General features: G+C 61.0%; 19 protein-coding genes and 1 tRNA gene. 7 read left to right on the forward strand and 13 right to left on the reverse strand.

The window, feature by feature from the left end; all coding sequences use genetic code 11:
* Positions 1-2 precede the first annotated feature (2 nt).
* Both FH061_RS07345 and FH061_RS07350 read right to left on the reverse strand, forming a co-directional pair.
* Positions 3-593 carry a LysE family translocator gene (locus FH061_RS07345; protein WP_192804951.1) on the reverse strand — a complete coding sequence of 197 codons (591 nt, stop codon included), beginning with the start codon at positions 591-593 and terminating at the stop codon, positions 3-5.
* Between the two features lie 10 nt (positions 594-603).
* A complete protein-coding gene (locus tag FH061_RS07350; RefSeq protein WP_151634502.1) occupies positions 604-1,602 on the reverse strand; it encodes a threonine dehydratase in 999 nt (332 codons plus the stop codon).
* A gap of 108 nt (positions 1,603-1,710) precedes the next feature.
* On the opposite strand from FH061_RS07350, the gene FH061_RS07355 reads away from it, so the two are divergent.
* Complete coding sequence (locus FH061_RS07355; protein WP_151634504.1) at positions 1,711-3,177, forward strand: aminotransferase-like domain-containing protein; 1,467 nt, start codon at positions 1,711-1,713, stop codon at positions 3,175-3,177.
* Positions 3,178-3,398: 221 nt separating this feature from the next.
* Complete coding sequence (htpG, locus tag FH061_RS07360) at positions 3,399-5,312, forward strand: molecular chaperone HtpG (protein WP_151634505.1); 1,914 nt, start codon at positions 3,399-3,401, stop codon at positions 5,310-5,312.
* Positions 5,313-5,485: 173 nt separating this feature from the next.
* Here htpG and FH061_RS07365 read toward each other — a convergent pair whose 3' ends face one another.
* Together FH061_RS07365 and FH061_RS07370 are read right to left on the reverse strand one after the other, a co-directional pair.
* The gene (locus FH061_RS07365; protein WP_151634507.1) at positions 5,486-5,965 is read right to left on the reverse strand and encodes an acyl-CoA thioesterase; all 480 of its coding nucleotides are present in this window, start codon (positions 5,963-5,965) and stop codon (positions 5,486-5,488) included.
* A 22-nt stretch (positions 5,966-5,987) separates the two neighbouring features.
* Positions 5,988-6,422, reverse strand: a complete 435-nt coding sequence (locus FH061_RS07370) for a hotdog fold domain-containing protein (protein WP_151634509.1) — start codon at positions 6,420-6,422, stop codon at positions 5,988-5,990.
* Positions 6,423-6,578: 156 nt separating this feature from the next.
* On the opposite strand from FH061_RS07370, the gene FH061_RS07375 reads away from it, so the two are divergent.
* Positions 6,579-7,166, forward strand: coding sequence for a TetR/AcrR family transcriptional regulator (locus tag FH061_RS07375; protein WP_151634511.1), 588 nt, complete (start codon positions 6,579-6,581; stop codon positions 7,164-7,166).
* Positions 7,167-7,200: 34 nt separating this feature from the next.
* Here the strand turns inward: FH061_RS07375 and FH061_RS07380 are convergent, their stop codons facing one another.
* The 4 genes from FH061_RS07380 to FH061_RS07395 form a co-directional block, all read right to left on the reverse strand.
* On the reverse strand, positions 7,201-8,244 hold the full coding sequence (locus tag FH061_RS07380) for a 2-dehydropantoate 2-reductase (protein WP_151634513.1): 1,044 nt from the start codon (positions 8,242-8,244) through the stop codon (positions 7,201-7,203).
* 12 nt (positions 8,245-8,256) lie between these two features.
* Positions 8,257-8,700: an Mpo1 family 2-hydroxy fatty acid dioxygenase gene (locus tag FH061_RS07385; protein ID WP_151634516.1), complete on the reverse strand. Its 444-nt coding sequence runs from the start codon at positions 8,698-8,700 to the stop codon at positions 8,257-8,259.
* Positions 8,701-8,767: 67 nt separating this feature from the next.
* Complete coding sequence (locus tag FH061_RS07390; protein ID WP_192804952.1) at positions 8,768-9,514, reverse strand: helix-turn-helix transcriptional regulator; 747 nt, start codon at positions 9,512-9,514, stop codon at positions 8,768-8,770.
* 19 nt (positions 9,515-9,533) lie between these two features.
* Entirely contained in the window at positions 9,534-10,283 is a 750-nt protein-coding gene (locus tag FH061_RS07395) for an SDR family oxidoreductase (RefSeq protein WP_151634520.1), read from the reverse strand.
* A 138-nt stretch (positions 10,284-10,421) separates the two neighbouring features.
* Here FH061_RS07395 and FH061_RS07400 point away from each other — a divergent pair, with 138 nt between their 5' ends.
* The 4 genes from FH061_RS07400 (at position 10,422) to FH061_RS07415 (ending at position 14,474) form a co-directional block, all read left to right on the forward strand.
* Positions 10,422-10,895 (forward strand): DNA-deoxyinosine glycosylase, encoded by a 474-nt coding sequence (locus FH061_RS07400; RefSeq protein WP_151634655.1) that lies wholly within the window; start codon positions 10,422-10,424, stop codon positions 10,893-10,895.
* 60 nt (positions 10,896-10,955) lie between these two features.
* Positions 10,956-11,795, forward strand: coding sequence for a spermine/spermidine synthase domain-containing protein (locus tag FH061_RS07405; RefSeq protein WP_151634522.1), 840 nt, complete (start codon positions 10,956-10,958; stop codon positions 11,793-11,795).
* Positions 11,792-13,606, forward strand: coding sequence for a GspE/PulE family protein (locus FH061_RS07410; RefSeq protein WP_151634524.1), 1,815 nt, complete (start codon positions 11,792-11,794; stop codon positions 13,604-13,606). Before FH061_RS07405 ends, FH061_RS07410 begins: the two co-directional genes overlap by 4 nt.
* Before the next feature lie 792 nt (positions 13,607-14,398).
* Positions 14,399-14,474 (forward strand) — tRNA-Lys (locus FH061_RS07415).
* Between the two features lie 527 nt (positions 14,475-15,001).
* On the opposite strand, the gene FH061_RS07420 is transcribed toward FH061_RS07415, so the two are convergent.
* The 5 genes from FH061_RS07420 to FH061_RS07440 form a co-directional block, all read right to left on the reverse strand.
* Positions 15,002-16,138, reverse strand: a complete 1,137-nt coding sequence (locus tag FH061_RS07420) for a hypothetical protein (RefSeq protein WP_151634526.1) — start codon at positions 16,136-16,138, stop codon at positions 15,002-15,004.
* Positions 16,139-16,293: 155 nt separating this feature from the next.
* The gene (gene flhD / locus FH061_RS07425) at positions 16,294-16,608 is read right to left on the reverse strand and encodes a flagellar transcriptional regulator FlhD (protein ID WP_151634528.1); all 315 of its coding nucleotides are present in this window, start codon (positions 16,606-16,608) and stop codon (positions 16,294-16,296) included.
* 16 nt (positions 16,609-16,624) lie between these two features.
* Positions 16,625-16,945 (reverse strand): type II toxin-antitoxin system PemK/MazF family toxin, encoded by a 321-nt coding sequence (locus tag FH061_RS07430; protein ID WP_151634530.1) that lies wholly within the window; start codon positions 16,943-16,945, stop codon positions 16,625-16,627.
* Positions 16,939-17,193: an AbrB/MazE/SpoVT family DNA-binding domain-containing protein gene (locus tag FH061_RS07435; protein ID WP_151634532.1), complete on the reverse strand. Its 255-nt coding sequence runs from the start codon at positions 17,191-17,193 to the stop codon at positions 16,939-16,941. The genes FH061_RS07430 and FH061_RS07435 overlap by 7 nt, the downstream gene beginning before the upstream one ends.
* A 444-nt stretch (positions 17,194-17,637) precedes the next feature.
* Complete coding sequence (locus FH061_RS07440; protein ID WP_151634534.1) at positions 17,638-18,756, reverse strand: hypothetical protein; 1,119 nt, start codon at positions 18,754-18,756, stop codon at positions 17,638-17,640.
* Between the last annotated feature and the right edge of the window lie 360 nt (positions 18,757-19,116).

Raw genomic sequence — 19,116 nt, forward strand, 5'->3', positions numbered from 1 at the left:
GATTAGAGCCAGATGGCGATAGCAGAATACAGCGTCAGCAGCACCATGACGATACAGAACAGGCGCTGCCAGCGCGGTTCCGACAAATAGCGGCGCAGCATGGCGCCGGTGCCGGCCCAGACGCCGATGCACGGGAGATTGACGGCGCAGAAGACGAGGCAGAACAAGGCGATTGCAAGCCAGGCCGGCTGGACCAGCGGCAGAAACGCCGATGCGCCGGTCACCGCCATGACCCAGGCCTTGGGATTGGCGAACTGGAACAGCGCCGCGCCGACAAAGGACATCGGCTGGCCGCGCGACTGTTCATCCCGGCGGAATGCCATGCTGCGCAATTGCCAGGCAAGATAGACCAGATAGGCAGAGCCCAATGCCTTGAGCAGGATATGGATCGCGGGCACCGCCAGGACGAGACTGCCGATGCCTGCCGCGCACAGCGCCAGCATGGCGCCGAAACCGAAAGTGATGCCGAGCATGTGAGGGATCGAACGCAGGAAACCGAACAGGATGCCCGACGAAGTCAGCATGATGTTGTTCGGCCCCGGCGTGATCGACGAGACGAAGGCGAATAACGCCAGTGGCAACAGTGATTCCATGATGTCTTCCTCAACAGAGCGGCGGCTTGCCGGCATGCGCGGTCAGGATGCGCGCGAACTGGTCGTGATCGACATTGCCGCCGCAGAGCGGCACGCCGACTTTGCGCCCGGCCAGCTTTTCCTTCTGCTGCATTGCCGCGGCGAGCGCGGCCGCGCCGGCGCCTTCGGCGACGTTGTGCGTGGCGACATAGCACAGGCGCATGGCCGCCTCGACTTCCTCGTCGCTCACGGCGACGATGTCGTCCGCATGTTTCATGATGATCTCGAGCGACCAGTCATCGGGCACGCGGCAGGCCATGCCGTCGGCCGTCACGGTGGTGACCGGCGATTCGAGCTTGCGTTTGTGCTCGAACGACAGCTTGTAGGCAAGCGCATGCGACGACACCACGCCGATGATGCGGGTCGACAGGCCCAGCGCCTGGCGGGCGGCAATCGCGCCGCAAATGCCGGAGCCCTGCCCGATCGGCACGAATACGACATCGAGTCCGGGCTGCGCGGTGAACAGTTCCATCCAGTAGCTGCCCACGCCGCTCACCAGGTCGGGATGGCAGGACGGGATCATGTGGAGGCGGCGTTCCGCCGCCAGCTGAATCGCATGCTCGCGGCTTTCCTGGAATTCCCTGCCATGCTCGACGAGATTGACGCCAAGGGCGCGCATCGCCGCATTCTTTTCCCGGCTGTTGCCGTGCGGGACCACGATGGTCGCCTGCAAGCCCTGGCGGCGCGCCGCGAAACCGACCGACTGTCCGTGGTTGCCGCGGGTGGCGGAGATCACGCCAGTCACGCCAGTCGCACCTGGTGCGCGCCGGGCCAGCGCCTCCATGTAGACCAGGCCGCCGCGCACCTTGAAGGCGCCGGTCGGCGTATGGTTTTCGTGCTTGACCCAGAGTTCGGTTCCCAGCGCTTCATTGAGCAGCGGCCAGCTGTACTGGGGAGTGGCCGGCATGGTGCGGTAGACGGTCCGGGCGGCGGCTTCAAGCTGTTCACGGTTGGGCAGGGGCGAAATCATGGCGGCCTTTCAGGTTGCTTCATCAGGAATGTTGGACTATGCTAATCGACAAAACCAATACAGTACCAGTACACTTTTTTAAATAATTCTGACCACTGTCACGGCAAAATGACCAATACAGCTCGATATGCAAAGGCGGCCGCTCTCAGCCTCGCCTCCACGCCGGTTCTCTCCAGGGAGGCGGGCGAATCGCTGGTGGACCAGATCGTTCGCTCGATACAGGCCCGCATCGACGACAAGCTGCTGCGCAGCGGGGCGCGCATGCCGTCGATCCGGCAGTTCGCGGAAACCCACGGCGTCTCGCGCTTTACGGTGGTGGAAGCCTACGACCGGCTGGTGGCGCAGGGTTTCCTGGAATCGCGGCGGGGCTCGGGCTTCTATGTGCGCGAACGTTCGCCGCTGGCGGTCGCCGGACAGGTGCGGACGGAGGAAGCGCCGCCGCCGCAGCGTATTGATGTGGTCTGGCTGGTGCGCAACATGTTCCGCCAGTATCCCGCGCACCGCACCCCGGGTTCCGGCCTGCTGCCCAACGACTGGCTGGACGGCGAACTGATCGCCAACGGGCTGCGCGCCATCAGCCGCCAGAACCAGAGCCAGCTTCTGCAGTACGGCAATCCGCAGGGTTTCCTGCCGCTGCGCCAGCAATTGCAGCTCAAGCTGGCGGAACTGGAAATCGCCGCCACGCCGGAGCAGATCGTGACCACGTCGGGCATCACGCAGGGACTGGATATCGTGGCCCGGCATTTCACCCGGCCGGGCGACACCATCTTCGTCGACGACCCGGCCTGGTTCCTGATGTTCGGCTCCTTTGCCACGCTCGGCGCCAACGTGATCGGCATCCCGCGCCTGCCAGATGGACCGGATATCGCGAAACTGGCCGAACTGGCGGCGCTGCACAAGCCGAAGTTCTACGTCATCAACTCCGTGCTGCACAATCCGACCTCGACTTCGCTGTCGGCGGCCAAGGCCTTCCAGATACTCAAGATCGCCGAGCAGCATGATTTCACCATCATCGAAGATGATATCTACTGCGACCTGCATCCGGGCAGTTCGGTGCAGCCAGCCACGCGCATCGCATCGCTCGACCAGCTGAACCGCGTCATCTACCTCGGCGGCTTCTCCAAGACGCTGGCGGCCAACCTGCGGGTCGGCTTCATCGCCACCACGGAGGAAATGGCCAAGCGGCTGTCCGACCGCAAGATGCTGTCGACGCTCACGACATCCGACATCGGCGAGCGCATCGTCTACAAGATCCTGTCCGAAGGCCACTACCGCAAGCATGTCGACCGCCTGCGCGGCAAGCTCGACGGCACGCGCGACAAGATGATCAAGCAGCTGGAACGGGTCGGACTGACCATCGACATCACCACGCCGGCCGGCCTGTTCCTGTGGGCCGACGCCGGCTGCGACACCAATGTCCTGACCGAAAAGGCGATGGCCGAGGGCATCCTGCTGGCGCCGGGCAGCCTGTTCTCGCCAAGCCAGCTGCCGTCGACACGCATGCGGGTGAATGTCGCCTCGATGGGGGATATCGAAGTGCTGCGCTTCCTGGAGCGGGAGCTGGGAAAGAATTAGCGAAGGTTCATGCAACCTGGCTGACCGGGCTGCCGGCATTGTTCGCCGCGGAGCACGCACGCCCCGGTACCGCAAAATTAACCATTTGCAAGAACAGCCCTTGAAATCCTCAGGGCAGTCCCCATTTCGCAGGAATTGTCAGACCTGCATGCAGAGCTTTCCTGCGTGCCGGCTGCTTATTCCGCTCCTTACAATTACTACCATTGATTCTCGAGGTGAAAATGGCCGTAGCCGAAAAGCAAACCCTGGGTTTTCAGGCAGAAGTCAAGCAACTGCTGCAATTGATGATTCACTCCTTGTACTCCAACAAGGAAATCTTTCTGCGGGAACTGATCTCCAACGCCTCCGACGCGTCGGACAAGCTGCGCTTTGAAGCGATCAACAACAGCGCGCTGTTCGAGGACGATCCGGAGCTGAAGATCAAGGTCACCTTCGACAAGGCGGCACGCACCATCACCATTTCCGACAACGGCATCGGCATGAGCCGCGACGAGGCCATCGAGCACCTCGGCACCATTGCCAAGTCGGGCACCAAGGAGTTCTTTTCCAAGCTTTCCGGCGACCAGCAGAAGGATGCGGCGCTGATCGGCCAGTTCGGCGTGGGCTTCTATTCCGCCTTCATCGTCGCCGACAAGATCACCGTCGACAGCCGCCGCGCCGGCCTGCCCGCTGACCAGGGCGTGCGCTGGGAATCGGGCGGCGAAGGCGACTTCAGCGTCGAGCAGATCGACAAGCCGGCGCGCGGCACCGACATCACCCTGCATCTGCGCGAAGGCGAGGATGAATTCCTCTCCATCTGGAAGCTCAAGTCGGTCATCCGCAAATACTCCGATCACATCTCCCTGCCCATCCTGATGCAAAAGGAAGAGTGGGATGAAGAGAAGAAGGAAACCGTGGTCAGGGACGAGTTCGAGACCGTCAACCAGGCCAGCGCGCTCTGGACGCGCAGCAAGTCCGACGTCACGAAAGAACAGTACGAGGAGTTCTACAAGCACGTCTCGCACGACTTCGAGGCGCCGCTCGCCTATACCCACAACCGCGTCGAGGGCCGCAGCGAGTACACCCAGCTGCTCTACATCCCGGGGCGCGCGCCGTTCGACCTGTGGGACCGCAACAAGCGCGGCGGCATCAAGCTGTATGTGAAGCGCGTCTTCATCATGGACGACGCCGAGCAGCTGATGCCGGTCTACCTGCGCTTCGTCAAGGGCGTGATCGACTCGGCCGACCTGCCGCTGAACGTGTCCCGCGAGATCCTGCAGGAGTCGCGCGACGTCAAGGTCATCCGCGAGGGCTCCACCAAGCGCGTGCTCGGCCTGCTGGAAGAAATGGCAAACGGCGAGGAACAGGAACAGAAGGACAAGTACGCGAAGTTCTGGACCGAATTCGGCCAGGTGCTCAAGGAAGGCATCGGCGAGGACCAGGGCAACAAGGAACGCATCGCCAAGCTGCTGCGCTTCGCCTCGACCCACAACGACAATGATGCGCAGACCGTTTCCTTCGACGACTATATCGGCCGCATGAAGGAAGGCCAGGAAAAGATCTATTACGTCACCGCCGACAATTATGCGGCGGCGAAGAACAGCCCCCACCTGGAAATCTTCCGCAAGAAAGGCGTGGAAGTCCTGCTGCTGACCGATCGCGTCGATGAATGGATGCTGTCCTTCCTGCATGAAGTCGAGGGCAAGGAGCTCGTCTCGGTGGCCAAGGGCGATCTCGACCTCGGCAAGCTGGAAGACGAAACCGAGAAGAAGCAGCATGAGGAAACCGAGTCGCAGTACAAGGAACTGGTCGAGAAGATGAAGACCGCCCTGTCCGACAAGGCCAAGGATGTGCGCGTGACTTTCCGCCTGACCGATTCGCCGGCCTGCCTGGTGGCGGACGAACATGAACTGTCGGGCAATCTGCTGCGCATGCTGAAGGCAGCCGGCCAGAATGCGCCCGAATCCAAGCCCATCCTGGAAATCAATCCGGACCATGCGCTGGTGCAGCGGCTGAAATACGAGGAAGCCAGGTTCGATGACTGGTCGCACATCCTGTTCGATCAGGCAACGCTGGCCGAGGGCGGCAACCTGTCCGACCCGGCGGGCTTCGTCAAGCGGCTCAATGAAATGCTGCTTGGCATGGCAAGCAAGTAATTCCGGGCACAACGGCACGGCAGGCGGCGGCGCCGAAACCGCCGTCGCCTTGTTCAGGCAATGTCTTGCCGGGCAAGCCGCAGTGCTGGATGCCTGATGAAAAAGGAGCGGCGCCGCTGGCCCGCTCCTTTTATTTCCCGCCTGGCGATTTCAACCTTCCACCCTGGCCAGGCCTACGCCACCTTGTCCGGCATGCGCTGGACGAGGCCCACGGTTTCCATCACCAGCCCAGGATCCACCACGCCGTCACGCGACCGGATCACGCCTTTCGAAGTGCCTATCGCCGCCACCCTTCCGCCCGCCGTGAAGGTGTGCGTCATGTAGAAGTATTTCGCATCCCAGTGCGTCACCGCCAGTTCGACGTCGAAGCGCTCGAACAGCTTCAGCGGCTTCTTGTAGGTCATGGTGTGGTCGGCGATCATCGGCATCCATTTCCGCTTCAGCATCACCTTCGCCAGTCCGGAACGGATGAACAGGTCCACCCGGTTCAGGTCGCAGATGGTCAGGTAGCGGCCATTGTTCATGTGCAGGTTGATGTCGAGGTCGTTCGGCAGAGTGCGCAGGCGGAGCCGGCTTGCAAAAGCATCGGTCCCGATGCGCGGCCGGAACAGCGCGCCCAGCAGCACATAGAACATCCGGAACAGCAGATTCATGGTTTTCTCCCGTTGCGGCGGCCTACCTGAGGTTCATCGTGATGGTCGCCGTGAAGACGCGCCTGCCTTCGGTGTCGAAGGCATCGACCGGCACCTCGACATTGCCGGTCCGGCTCCAGTCGACGGCGCCGCCGTCGGCCACGACCCGCATATCGGTTTTCGCCTTGGCCAGGTATTGCACGCTCATGCCGACCGGTATCCATTCCCGCCCCTCGGCCAGGGAGACGGTCGTCATGGTGCCCGCGGCGAGTTCGGCGGCGTTGCACAAGGCGATCGCATGCACCGTGCCGATATGGTTATGCACCTCGCGCCGGTTGGCGAAACTCACTTCCGCGAAACCCGGGCGCAAGGCGGTGAAACTCGGCGCGATCGTGGAAAAATAGGGGGCAATCTGCGTAACCGCCTTGCCGAAGGCCTCATTGCCCAGTTGCTCATACAGGGCCAGAGTCTGGTTCATTTGCTGCTCCTTGAATGGAATCGGGGCAGGAATTGCCGCCGTCGCACAGTCGCGGTATGGTTGCATTCGGCGCATTGGCAGAATACCGCTCTAGAATCGTATTCTAGAATAATATTCTAGTCAATGCAGAATCCATCATGTCGCGCAAAGCCGGAAATGACCGTAGAAAAGAAAAACAGAAAGCAGGAGATCCTCGAGGCCGCCCTTGCGTGTTTCACCGAACATGGCATCGAGGCCACCACCATCGACATGATCCGGGAGCGGTCCGGCGCCAGCATCGGCAGCATGTACCATCACTTCGGCAACAAGGAAAGCATTGCCGCCGCGCTGTATGTGGCGGCGCTGGCCGAACATCATGTCTACCAGCAGGAATTGCTGCAGGCGGCGGGCACAGCCGAACAAGGCGTGCGGGCCATCGCCCATGCCTATGTCGACTGGGTGTCGGCCAATCCCGACAAGGCCCGCTTCGTGCTCTACGGGCGCAGCGTGCTGGCAAGGGGAGGCATGGCCGCCGACCTGCGCGAGCAGACGCGCTCGCATATCGAATCGGTGGTGCAGTGGTTCCAGCCGCATATCGAGGCAGGTAGGATCAGGAAGCTGCCGCTTGAACTGTACGGCTCGCTGATGACCGGCGCGGCGCATGACTATGCGCGCCTCTGGCTGTCGGGCCGGGCAAAGACCGACATCAAGGCGTACCGCGACATATTTTCGGATGCCGCCTGGGCGGCGATGAGACCGGCTTAAGCGATCAGAAGGCTCTTGTGGAGACGAAACCGCTCTAGCTGTCGGCGCTGGTGAGTGGATCGCGCCGCAGCTCGTCCGTCGTCTGCAGAGCCGACAGCAGTGCTCCACCGGCAAACCGCCGATCGCTTCCCTGCTCCGCTTCGCGCACCAGCGCGACGATGCGCGCATTCAACGGCGCCTTGCGGCCACACGACTGCGCCAGGCGCACCACGGCGCCGTTGAGGTAATCCACCTCGGTGCGCCGTCCTGCCTGCAAGTCTTCCCACATCGACGAGCGCGCCTCGGGATCGATGTTGAGCATGGCGCCGGCCACGCGGGCGAAGAGAAAATCCGGCAGCCGCAGGAGCACGGGCAGCACGCCCGGCGCCACCTTGGCCACCTTGGCCGGCCGGATGCCGGCCGCCTTCAAGATCATGAGCGCCTCGCCGATCAGCAAGGCCAGGCAGCGCCGGTAAGCGCGCTGCGACAATTCGGCCTTCAGCGGCAAGCCGGACAGCGCATTGACAGGGTTGTTCAAATTCAGCAGCAGCTTGCCCCATTGCACCGCAAGGAAATCACTGCGTTCCAGCAGAGGCAAGCCCGCATTGCGGAAGCCGTCGAGCCACGGCGCCAGCCTCGGCGAAGCTTCCACCATCATTTCACCTTCGGTGCCGCGGTGAAAGCGGTTGCCGGGCATCTGCACCACATTGAAAGGGACCATGCCGGCCAGCACGCATTGCTCGGGCAAGGCGGTGCGCAGGACATCGACATTGCCGACGCCATTCTGCAGGCTGATCACCAGCGCATCGCGCCGGGCATGAGCGCGAATCCTTGCTGCCGCGGCGGCGGTATCGGCGCTTTTGACCGTCACCAGGATCAGGTCCGCATCGCCCAGTTCCTGGCCCTCCTCGCTGTACGGAATGCGTTCGGGCTCAAGCCGCCGATCGCCGCCGCGCAGGTCGGTCAGCCGCACGCCGTCGCGGGCGATCCGGGCGCGCATCGGCGCCCTTCCGATCAGCACCGCATCGGCGCCGGAAGCCAGCAGGGACGCCCCGGCATAGACGCCGATCGAGCCGGCGCCGAAGATGGCGATTTTCATTCCATGCAGGGCTCAGTATGCGATGCGGACGCGGCGATACAGAATCGCCAGCACGAACAGCGGACCGATCAGCAGAAAGCGCAGATCGTCGAAGAAGGATGGCTTCTTACCCTCGATCTTGTGGCCGATGAACTGCCCGATCCAGGACACCACGAACACCGCGAGCGAAACGCTCAGTACATGAGCCTGCGGCAGCAGCGACAGCGCCCAAAGCATGACGCCCGACATTACCAGCATGCCGAGCGCGAACGATACCGACAAGCGAAGGTAATAGACGAGCGAGACGATGGTGACGGCCAGCGCAGCCAGCGGATGCAGGCTCCACAGCAGGCCGAGAAAGGAAAAGATGATGGCCGGAATGCAGATGCAGTGGATCAGTTCATTGGCGGGATGACGATGGCTTTCACCGTATTTGTCCAGCAGGGCATCGACCTGTCTTTGCGCAACAGTTTCCATGAGAGTCTCCATGTTCCTTGGTTTGATAAGGCGATTCTGCTCGATCGCTCTTGATCATCTTAGAACCTCATTGCACGGTCTGCTTGAACGCAATCGTCATCTTTTGCAGCTGCGACGGCACGACGCCGAAAGTATTGCGGAAGCTGCGGCTCATGTGCGCCAGGTCCGCGAAACCGGCCTGATGTGCGGCCGTGGTCAGGCTGTCGCCGCGCGCCACCGCGGCCACTCCTGCAAGCAGCCGCATCCACAGCAGGTAGCGCGACAGCGTCATCCCGGTTTGCTCGCGGAACAAATGCGTGAAGCGGCTTTCGGACAGATGCACCTTCCGTGCAAGCAGGGCACCGTCGGGCTCGCTGCCGGGGTTGGCGGCGATCCAGGCCAGCGCCGCCGCAATGCGCTCGTCATAGGCGGCAGGCATGAGCGCCTGCGGCACCGCACAAGCCAGCCACTGCCCGGCTGCCTGCGCGGCGTCCTCCACGTTGATGGTGCTTCGGCGCGCCGCTTCCAGCGCGCTGCGCACCGCCGCAAAATCCGGCAATGCCTGATATTGCGCCGGCATCACGGTGCCTATCGTCTGCTGGCGCAGCGGCATCTCGACGAACAGATGGGCCAGCATCGCGCCGCCGCAATCGATCTGGTGCGCCTGGTTGGGGGCAAACACGGCCGCACCGGTTTCCTGCCAGGGCTGGTCCGGTGCCAATCGGGCGCGGAAGGGTCGGTCCAGGCCCAGGGTAAGCTGGAGTGCGAAGTGGGCATGCGGCGAGGAATCGATGCCCGGCCCGACGATCAGCGCACGGCCATGCCAGAGATACATGCTGGCCCGGTCCGCGGTGCTAGCGGCCGCCGGCAACATCGATGAACGAACCCGTCGTATAGGAAGACTGGTCGGACAGAAGCCACAGAATGGCATTGGCCACTTCGAGCGCATCCCCGCCCCGCTTCATCGGCACGGTTTCCTTGACGCGGTCGACCCGGCCCGGCTCACCGCCGCTGGCATGGATTTCCGTATAGATCACGCCTGGCCGCACGGCATTGACGCGTATGCCGTCGGCCGCCACCTCCTTGGCCAGGCCGATGGTCATCGCATCGATTGCGGCTTTCGACGCGGCGTAATCGACATACTCGTTCGGCGCTCCCAGCCTGGCGGCGATGGATGACACATTGACGATCGCCCCGCCGCTTCCGCCGCGGGCGGTCGACATGCGCCTGACAGCCTCGCGCGCGCAGAGAAAACTTCCGGTGACATTGGTGGCGAAGATCCGGGCGAGCCGCCCCGCATCCATGTCTTCCACGCGCATCTGGTGTTCGAGGATGCCGGCATTGTTGACCAGCGCGGTGATATCGCCGAGCGACTGGTCGACCGCGCCGAACAGCCGGATCACATCTTCCTGGGACGAGACATCGGCCTGCACCGCGATCGCCTCGCCGCCGGAATTGAGAATGGCCTGCACCACTTCATCTGCGGCGGCACGGTTGTTGAGATAACTGATGCAGACCGCGTACCCCTGGGTCGCGGCGAGCTGGGCGGTCGCGGCGCCGATGCCGCGGCTGCCGCCGGTGATGAGGATGACCTTTCTGGACATGTTTTCTCCGGGTAGTGGCCTTTCCGATAACGACATATTAAACCAGCGTTCCGGCCGTCGCCGCCGGCACGGCCTGCCGCCCGGCGAGGCTGCGGCTACAATGCAGGAATGACCTCCATTCCGACCCCGCAGACCGCCCTGCTGGCCGGCTTTCCGCCGGTCCTCGACCGGTCCACGCGCATCGCCGTTCTCGGCAGTTTTCCAGGTGTGGCTTCGCTTACGGCACAGCAATATTATGCCCATCCGCGCAACCAGTTCTGGCGGCTGCTATCGGCCGTGCTGGACGATCCCATTGCAAGCCTGCCTTACGAACAGCGGCTGAACAGGCTGCTGAGCCATGGCATCGGCCTGTGGGATGTGATCGCCATATGCGAGCGCGAGGGCAGTCTCGATGCCGACATCAGGCAGGCGCAGGCGAACGACTTCGCAGTCCTGCGCCATCAAGCGCCGCAGCTGCGCAAGGTTTGCTTCAATGGCAAGACCTCGGGCAAGTACGCGCCCTTCTTCGCCGATGCAGGATTTGAAACACTGGTCCTGCCTTCGTCTTCACCTGCCAACGCCCAGCTTTCCTTTGAGGAAAAACTGGCGCAATGGAAGAACATCATTCTGTAGAATGACAGAAACATTTTTTACCGTCCGCCGTTCCGGCGCACGGCAGATTGCCTAATCGCCATGCTCATCAAACGCAATTCCATGGAAGCGCAAGCCAACCGCAAGGCCGGCCCCGGCAAGCCGGCGGCCCCGAAAGCGCCGCGCAAGCCCAAGTTCGCACCCATCACTCTCTCGGAGCAGGACGGCGTGGTCTTCCTGCACTTCGGCACCGAGTGGGTTCAAGGCGCGATGCGCAAGCGCAAGCCGGACTGGATCGAGCTGGAATATGCGCAGCAGATGATGTCGTGGATGCTGTTCATCGAGCGGCCTGCGCATGTCGCCCAGCTTGGCCTGGGCACCGGCGCACTGACCAAGTTCTGCTACCGGCAATTTCCCGACGCGCGCGTGACGGCGGTCGAACTCAATCCTTCGGTCATCACGGTATGCCACTCCATGTTCAAGCTGCCGCAGGAAGACGAGCGCTTGTCCATACGCGAGATGGATGCGATGGATTTCGTGACGGATCCGGCCAACCACGGTACCCTCGACGCGCTGCAGGTTGATCTCTACGATGCCACCGTCAAGGGGCCGGTGCTGGATACGCCGGAGTTCTACGAAGCCTGCGCCGCCTGCCTGAAACCGCATGGCATCATGACCGTCAACCTGTTCGGCGACCATCCCAGTTACAACAAGAACTACAAGGCGATGCGCTACGCATTTGCCGACACGCTATGCCTGGCGCCGGTACATGAAGGCAATGTGGTGGTGCTCGCCTTCAAGACCAAGCCGGAAATCGACTTCAAGGCCCTGCACGAGCGCGCCGCGCAGATTACCGCCGCCACCAGGCTGCCGACCAAATCCTGGGTGAACGGCATGCAGGTCTGGCATCAGCTGCGCATGGAAAAACAAGGAAAGCAATGAGCGCGAGACTCGAGCAGGCCGGCGCACCCGCGGCCAAGGCGGCGACCCGGACCATCGACCTGCAGCAAATCTTTACCTGGCTGATGGCCGACGGCATCGTGGCCAAGACGGAGGCGAAAACGCTGTTCAACCAGGCGCAAGGCTTGCTGCGCAATGCCACCGTCACCATGCATCCCCTGACCGCTGTCGCCCAATGCAAGCTGCAGTCGGCCGCCCCGCCGCACCGGCTGCTGACGCTCGACTGGCTGAGCGAATGGATGGCAGGCAAGGTCAAGCTGCCGTTCTTCCGCATCGACCCGCTGAAGATCGATTTCACCAAGGTGGCCGATGTGATGTCGGCCACCTATGCAAGCCGCTTCAACATCCTGCCGGTGGAACTGACCTCCACCGATGTCGTGATTGCCACCGCCGAGCCGCTCGCCATCGAATGGGAAGCCGAGATCGCCAAGATCACCCGGCGCAGCGTGCGCCTGGTGGTCGCCAATCCGCTCGACATCGCCCAGTACACCGCGCAGTTCTTCACGCTGGCCAAGTCCATCAAGGGCGCCAACAAGTTCGGCAACCAGGACGTCTCCCTGCGCAGCAATTTCGAGCAGCTGGTTGAACTCGGCAAGTCCAACAAGACGCTCGATGCCAATGACCAGCACATCGTCAACATCGTGGACTGGCTGTGGCAGTATGCCTTCGAGCAGCGCGCTTCCGATATCCACCTCGAACCCAAGCGCGATCTCGGCGCGATCCGCTTTCGCATCGACGGCGTGCTGCACCAGGTCTACCAGGTGCCGATCGCGGTGATGATCGCCATGACCGCGCGCATCAAGCTGCTCGGCCGCATGGACGTGATCGAAAAGCGCCGCCCGCAGGACGGCCGCATCAAGACGCGCACCGCCGGCGGCCAGGAAATCGAACTCCGCCTGTCCACCCTGCCGACCGCCTTCGGCGAAAAGCTGGTGATGCGCATTTTCGATCCGGATGTCGTGGTCAAGACGCTGCCCGAACTCGGTTTCCCGCCGGACGATGCGAAACGCTGGGATGCGCTCACGGCCCGTCCGCACGGCATCATCCTGGTCACCGGCCCCACCGGCTCCGGCAAGACCACGACCCTGTACACGACGCTCAAGGCGCTGGCCACCTCCGAGGTCAATGTCTGCACCGTCGAAGACCCGATTGAAATGGTCGAAGGCAGCTTCAACCAGATGCAGGTCCAGCACGGCATCGACCTCTCCTTCGCCGACGGCGTGCGCGCACTGATGCGGCAGGATCCGGACATCATCATGGTCGGCGAGATCCGTGACCTCGAAACCGCCGAGATGGCCATCCAGGCCGCGCTGACCGGACATCTCGTGCTGTCGACGCTGCACACCAATGATGCCCCGTCGGCCGTGATGCGCCTGCTGGAACTCGGCGTGCCTTACTATCTGCTGGAAGCGACCCTGATCGGCATCATGGCCCAGCGGCTGGTGCGCACGCTGTGCCCGGAATGCAAGAAGCCGGACGGGGAATTGAACGATGATGTCTGGGCCAGCCTGGTCGAAGGATGGGCATTGCCGAAACCGGCAACCGTATATCGCCCGGTGGGCTGCCCGGAATGCCGGCAGACCGGATACCGCGGACGCACCGGCCTGTATGAACTCCTCGGGATTACTCAGCCCTTCTCCAGGCTGATCAAGCAGGAGACCGACATCCATGCGCTGCGCCGACAAAGCATCAGTGACGGCATGAAACCGCTGCGCATCGCCGGTGCAATGAAGATAGCCGAAGGTGTCACCACTGCGGACGAAGTGCTGAAGGTTACCTCCGCGTTGACCTGATCAGCTGCATTCCGCTTGCCTCCCGTGGTCGGTGTTGTCGTGAAGTGGCGGGTTCATACCATGCGTCGTGTTCGCCGGCTGCTCCGACTGCCCACGCAAGCCTATCTGCCCGCCGCTGCGCAAGCGCGCACTCGGTTCATACATTGTGAGTCCATTTCGATCGGGGTCTATGTCAATACGAAAGACCAAATTCACGTAACAACAAAATTAATACCCGTAACAACGAAGTACATACTCCCTGGGCGAGAGTAATACCGTTTTTACAGCCAGCACCCGGTTTATAACTATTCAATGCGAAGGCCCATCCAGTATTCACAGGCCCAAGCTGAAGATCTGTTGAGAGCAAATATGAGGTAACCGCACCGGACCAGGCTGTGTTTGCCAAGCGACGAGAGCTGTTCGGAGTTGCATTGAAGTGCGGGAGCCCATGCGCTCGGACAGTGCGACAAGGCTGGCGTCATACAGGCACCTTGGACTTGGAATGGGCTCGATTCCTGTCTTTACTGGACCAACAAGTCTAGCAAGTCCAACAAGGTTTCAGCTCGCCTTATAAGAGCTGTATGAAGGGATGTACCGCAATATGCCATCGAGAAAGATCACACTGCGCGGCTATTGCGATGCGTGTCCTGTGCCCTCAGCCGATGGGCATTTTCCATGGCAGAGGGGCTTGATACCAGACCAGGCAACATTCAGTGTGAATGCTCGCGAAATGGAATGTGCCCGTTCAGAAAGAGATTTTTTCTACGTACGGCTACCATTTCCGGAGATTGTTGCTATAATGCGGGCCTCGTTGGGTCGTTAGCTCAGTTGGTAGAGCAGCGGACTTTTAATCCGTTGGTCGCAGGTTCGAGTCCCGCACGGCCTACCAGAATACGAAGGGTCTAAGTGAAAGCTTAGACCCTTTTCTGTTTTCAAAGCCTGCGCTTCGTGCCTCTCTTCTCGGCATGCCACTTTCCCTTCGAGAAAGGCCACCATCTTCCGCTGGTCGTCACTCTCATTCCAGTCTCATGCCGTGAGGCCGCATCTTTTCCATCTGGCCTCGTTGCGCTAGGCTGTGTTTGATACGCGTTGCGAGCGGTTCGGAGTGGTGCCGAGGAGCGCACGCGTACGCAGGGTACGCCGAGCACCGCAGGTGCCAATCCGGATTGCGCAGCAGCTTATCAAACACAGCCTAGAGCGTCTTCGCCCTGACCGGCCTGGTCGAGGCCAAGGCAGATTGCTGCTGGAACAAGGCGTGACGACGCGACATGGCCAGCCATGGCAAGGAGTCACAACGCAGTGCCAGTAGCTATCTGTCCGGGATCAACAGGCAGGTCAGGGTGAAAACGCTCTAGCCATCCGCCGACTCGAAATCTTCTCGGCCTTGCCTTGCCTAGTCCATCAAGCCGAAGCGCTTTAGAAGTACCAAGTGTACGCCGCCACTGCGGCAGTGCCGACCGCCGCATGAAGCACATACCAAAGGATCTGGCGCGCGCGCGCAGAAGAAGATGGCTTGGGGTCTTTTGCGGTGATGCCGGTATCGGCATCCTTTTCAGGAAGATCCGCCTCGGTGTCGGCTATGGCTGCTTGAGATGACTGAGGTGGCTGCGGTGGCTGCGGTGGCTGCGGCGCCATGACGCGCGGCGAAACAGGAGCGGACTTTCTAGGCGATGCCTCCGGGGCTCGAGCCTCGGGCATGAATGCCGGACGCGGCGTGCCGGATATCGGCGCGGAGTCCTGGCGCTGATCGACGCTGATGCGCCCTCTTGTAAGCATCAGGTGCAGTTCCTGAATGGTGGGCTTGCGCTGATGCACGCGTTCCCATGCGCGAATCAGATTGACGTGCCCGTCTCCCATCAGCGCGTCGTGAAGTGCATCACCCATCTCCCGCCCTTTGACGACAGCCTGTTCCAGCTGCCTGTCGTGCATGTTTTCCGCCATCTCGATCAAGCCGCGCATGCGCGCATAGTCACGGCATGCGCGCAGGTCTTCTTCAAGATCATGAAATTCGATCTGCGCATCGATCTGTACCGGCGGATCGAAGATGATGCCGGTATTGAGCCCCCGCAGTTCAAACAGTGCCCGCACCGGGAAATCGAGTTGCAGCACTTCACTGCTGTCGATCTGGCCGGCACGCAGGCTTACCTGCTCAAGGAACAGGCGCGACTGGCAATAACCGCGGAAGAATGAAGCAAACGGCTCGATATCCGCCTTCTTCAAGGAAAGCGGCTTGCTCCAGCCATCGCCTTCGGTGGCTTCATCGAGCGGAATCAGGGCTGAACGTATGCGCGGGATGCGCAGGACCTTGTCGATCCAATAGTAGCGAAGGCGTTCGACATCGCCGATGAAGGTCTTCTGCGCCGACTCGGTCGAGGCCGCAACGTCCGTCTTTTCGGACATGCCGTCATTTCGTGATTGACCGCGCGCTGCAAGCCCGCCGCCAGCACCACCGCCGGCGAGCTTCTTCCGCTGCTCGACCGCCTCCTGATGGATGCGATTCTGGCGCTCGGTTTCCCATTGCAGCGGATTGTCGACGACGTCCAAGGCATGCATCTCAGCCTCCGTAAAGAGCGGGACCGAAACGCAAATCCGGGAGAGACCATGCACAAGCACGCGGGTGCAATACTGCACGCTTCCCATGGCACATGGAAAGAGGCAGCAAGGACATTCGGCCGCGGCGCTTGCAGATGGTCACGCCAGTTGCCTCGTCAAACCAAGGTTTCCGGCGCCTGCGAAGCCATGATGATCGAGGCATGCACAGGAGCGCTCGTTGCACCCGCCTTGTCGCGCAACAGGGTGGAGAGAATGGCGGTATCGTTGAAGCGGAAACGCGAAAGCATGACATTGCAGCTTGCCATCTTCAGCACCTGGGCATTGCTCATGCCGGCAATCAGGTCGGCGATTTCGCCGCTGATGCCAAGCCTGAAGATTGCTTCGGCACGATCGTCGCGGATCATCTGCTGAGCAATCATCAGATAGCTGAGATTGACATCGCGAATCTCCGACAGGTAATCATTGGCCATGTGAGTCGTCCTTATCTTAATAAGCGAAAACTTCTTGTAATACTTCGAGAGTCTTAGCCATGGTGTCGTCGCCGATTGCACCAAGCTTCCTTATCAACCGCACTTTTTCCAGCGTGCAGATCTGATCAAGCAGGATGAGCCCCTGCTTTCCCATGAACATCACGGGAATCCTGAACGGAGCCGGCAGATCATGGGTGCTCATCGGCGCCACGATCAGCGTGCTCAGGTACTCATCCATTTCTTCAGGTGAGACGATGACGCAGGGCCAGCGCTGCTGCGTCACGCTACCGACCGGTTTTTCGAAATCAACCAGCCATACATCGGCGCGCTTTACCATGAAAATCCAGCATCTGCTTCATTTGTGATGAGCGGCCATCCAATTGCCTGTTCCGCCGCGCTCGCCGCGATTTTCTGGCATGCCTCTGCCCATCCTTCGCGCGATTTTTTCTTCGGCTTGCGGATCACGATGGTGTCGTTTTCCACGTCGATTTCCACCTCGCCGATATCAAGACCGGTCTGCAACAAGAACGGCTTGGGAATCAATATCCCTTGCGAATTACCCATCTTGCGGATTGCAGTCTTCATAGAAATTCCTTTAACAGAATGTACGAACATAGTACAACAAACTTCCCATACGGCAAATGTTTATTTAAACAATGTTCGAACTTTTCCCGTGGAAATGCTACTTAGTATTTACCGATGTACATACCATGTACGAACGGCGCAACAACTCTTAACAGAGTGCTTAAGGTTTCCTGAAGAATGCAACAACAGACTCTTGCAAATGCATTCTCTCGCCCGGGAAAGCGACCGGCGTGACATGGAACGAGGGCACGAAGAGAGGTGGTGGGACCAGAGTGCGAAGGTTTGAGTATCGACTGCAGGGATTACTACGACGTCATTACTTTGTTCCAACTCTTGGAGCGTCAATCAACATGAGGATGGCAAGGAAGGACGACAAAGACAGCACAGACCTGCGGCATTAAGGTGCAACGCAGCAAGCGGCATGTTGATAGACGCTCTTAATTCTTAATAATTGTAGAGATTGTTCGGCTTGGCATATGACGGACAGCCGTTCTTGCCCCACATGCCGTTGCACAGTTTCCATTTGCATTGTTCGCGCCGGAAGATATTCGGCGCCGCCTCGCATTGCGCGAGCATGACCTTGTGGCTGTTGGATGAGGAGGATGACGAGTTGGCTGGCTGCGTGTTAGCCTGGCTTTTCTGTGCGACCCGCGATGCATTGCGTCCATCATCGTCGGCACGGCGGGACGCACTATTCTTCTTTTTCAATTCCTCGTCCGCCTGGCGGCGCATACGCTCGATTTCCTGATCTTTCGCATTCTTCGCCACCGTAGTGCGCTTGGACGTAGCCGGGGCGGGCGCTGCCGCCTTGTTTTCGGATTCCTTCGAACGCATCTCTCCCAAACCAGGCGCACGGTTGGCCGACGCAGCGGCTTCCTTTGGCGTAGCCGGTGATGGAGAAGACTTCCTTGCCTGCTCCGGCACCGAAACGGAGGCCGGGGGAATTGCAGGCTGCGCAGAGGCGACGCCCTCCTCTTCTCCACTGCCGCCGGAAGATATCGCCGCCGATGACAGCGGGGCCACCAGTGGCGCCGATGCGGTCTGCTCGCTCTCACCGGGCGGCTTGCCGTCATAGGGCAGCTCGCTGGAACGGATGCCGCGTGCTCCTTGGCCGTTATCGCGCCGGATCAGTTCTTCATATGGGGGCAAGGCAGGCTTGGAGGAAACGATGCCAGGCACCGGCGACGCCGCCGTTGGATGCTGGCCGGAGGAATCAGCCCACCATGCGCCACCCAGTCCCGCAGCCGCGCCAAGCGTGAAAATCAGGGCCATATGAATGGCGCGGAAACCTTTGCGCCGCCGGCTGACCACCGGTTCGCTGTAAGGGGCATACCGCGCCGCATACTCGCGCTGGAACTCTTCATAAGCGGGATTGGGAGGAAGATTGCCATAGCGATACGCCGATGTGTCGGGGCCTTCGCCATTCTGCTGCTGCGCAGGTTGCGGCGGCTGTCCTTCCTTCGGAGGGATCGCAGCACCGGCATCCCGCGGCTCCATCCGGGGCCTGTCGCCTCCGGATGCCGCGGGATCGGGTGTCGGAATCGATGAAGAAAAGCCAGTCAAGTAACGTGTCCTCCGTAGCAGCACAGCAGTGACCGTTCCTGGCAGCGAAGCCGCAGGAATTCGCCTCCTGCCCGCCAGGTCCTCATGGCAGTTCAGGCTCTTAAAGCGCGTGGTGGCTGCAGGGGGTATGTATGTCGACGCATTGCAGACGACCTGCGATTGATCGCACCGCGCGCAACCCCGGGCGGTCTTTTCCAACCCGCAATATGAGCACCGCATGTTGAACCAGCCTGAATAAACGGTAACTTATGTCAGGAAAGACAACGCGGCACTTCAGTGGTTCAACAGGATAGATGAGAGATATGCGATTGGCCATGCGCCAGCAGCAAAATCCGCCGTGTGCTTGAGCTCGCTCATGCC

Source organism: Noviherbaspirillum aerium, from assembly GCF_008929045.1.
GTDB classification, from domain to species: domain Bacteria; phylum Pseudomonadota; class Gammaproteobacteria; order Burkholderiales; family Burkholderiaceae_D; genus Noviherbaspirillum; species Noviherbaspirillum aerium.

Bases quoted from the DNA above. Each gene is read 5' to 3' on its own strand.
- flhD (WP_151634528.1), bottom strand. From the start codon at position 16,608: ATGGCCAATGATTACCTGTCGGAGATTCGCGATGTCAATCTCAGCTAT.
- FH061_RS07385 (WP_151634516.1), bottom strand. From the start codon at position 8,700: ATGGAAACTGTTGCGCAAAGACAGGTCGATGCCCTGCTGGACAAATAC.
- FH061_RS07405 (WP_151634522.1), top strand. From the start codon at position 10,956: ATGCTCATCAAACGCAATTCCATGGAAGCGCAAGCCAACCGCAAGGCC.
- FH061_RS07375 (WP_151634511.1), top strand. From the start codon at position 6,579: ATGACCGTAGAAAAGAAAAACAGAAAGCAGGAGATCCTCGAGGCCGCC.
- FH061_RS07390 (WP_192804952.1), bottom strand. From the start codon at position 9,514: ATGTATCTCTGGCATGGCCGTGCGCTGATCGTCGGGCCGGGCATCGAT.
- FH061_RS07370 (WP_151634509.1), bottom strand. From the start codon at position 6,422: ATGAACCAGACTCTGGCCCTGTATGAGCAACTGGGCAATGAGGCCTTC.
- FH061_RS07435 (WP_151634532.1), bottom strand. From the start codon at position 17,193: ATGAAGACTGCAATCCGCAAGATGGGTAATTCGCAAGGGATATTGATT.
- FH061_RS07365 (WP_151634507.1), bottom strand. From the start codon at position 5,965: ATGAATCTGCTGTTCCGGATGTTCTATGTGCTGCTGGGCGCGCTGTTC.
- FH061_RS07420 (WP_151634526.1), bottom strand. From the start codon at position 16,138: ATGCATGCCTTGGACGTCGTCGACAATCCGCTGCAATGGGAAACCGAG.
- FH061_RS07345 (WP_192804951.1), bottom strand. From the start codon at position 593: ATGGAATCACTGTTGCCACTGGCGTTATTCGCCTTCGTCTCGTCGATC.
- FH061_RS07380 (WP_151634513.1), bottom strand. From the start codon at position 8,244: ATGAAAATCGCCATCTTCGGCGCCGGCTCGATCGGCGTCTATGCCGGG.
- FH061_RS07430 (WP_151634530.1), bottom strand. From the start codon at position 16,945: ATGGTAAAGCGCGCCGATGTATGGCTGGTTGATTTCGAAAAACCGGTC.
- htpG (WP_151634505.1), top strand. From the start codon at position 3,399: ATGGCCGTAGCCGAAAAGCAAACCCTGGGTTTTCAGGCAGAAGTCAAG.
- FH061_RS07355 (WP_151634504.1), top strand. From the start codon at position 1,711: ATGACCAATACAGCTCGATATGCAAAGGCGGCCGCTCTCAGCCTCGCC.
- FH061_RS07395 (WP_151634520.1), bottom strand. From the start codon at position 10,283: ATGTCCAGAAAGGTCATCCTCATCACCGGCGGCAGCCGCGGCATCGGC.
- FH061_RS07350 (WP_151634502.1), bottom strand. From the start codon at position 1,602: ATGATTTCGCCCCTGCCCAACCGTGAACAGCTTGAAGCCGCCGCCCGG.
- FH061_RS07410 (WP_151634524.1), top strand. From the start codon at position 11,792: ATGAGCGCGAGACTCGAGCAGGCCGGCGCACCCGCGGCCAAGGCGGCG.